Below are 209 nucleotides of genomic sequence, written 5' to 3'. Positions count from 1 at the left end.
AACGATTAAAAAACAAATTGCCTCACATTCAACTTCAGATGACTTCACCTTGTCTGTGCCGATGTTGAATACACGCTTACCGATGCGTTGGAAAGAAATACCATCAGAACATGATGCGTCACACGTTTTGTATCAACCGATCTCAGAACAACTCATGACGAATGCGATCTTACCTGGTACAAGTCAAGGTTCATTCTATCCAGTGGGAA

1 protein-coding gene is annotated in these 209 nt (G+C 41.6%); it reads left to right on the top strand.

Translation table 11 applies throughout. The features are described 5' to 3' along the window. A partial coding sequence (locus tag RRF55_RS29375; RefSeq protein ID WP_439419509.1) for a hypothetical protein occupies positions 1 to 209 on the top strand: 209 nt, incomplete at both ends.

The sequence above is a fragment of the Klebsiella sp. K47 genome, from assembly GCF_051858335.1.
GTDB classification, from domain to species: domain Bacteria; phylum Pseudomonadota; class Gammaproteobacteria; order Enterobacterales; family Enterobacteriaceae; genus Klebsiella; species Klebsiella pneumoniae.
The sequence above is the reverse complement of the archived record's forward strand: the minus strand, read 5'-3'. Positions and strand labels throughout refer to the sequence as shown.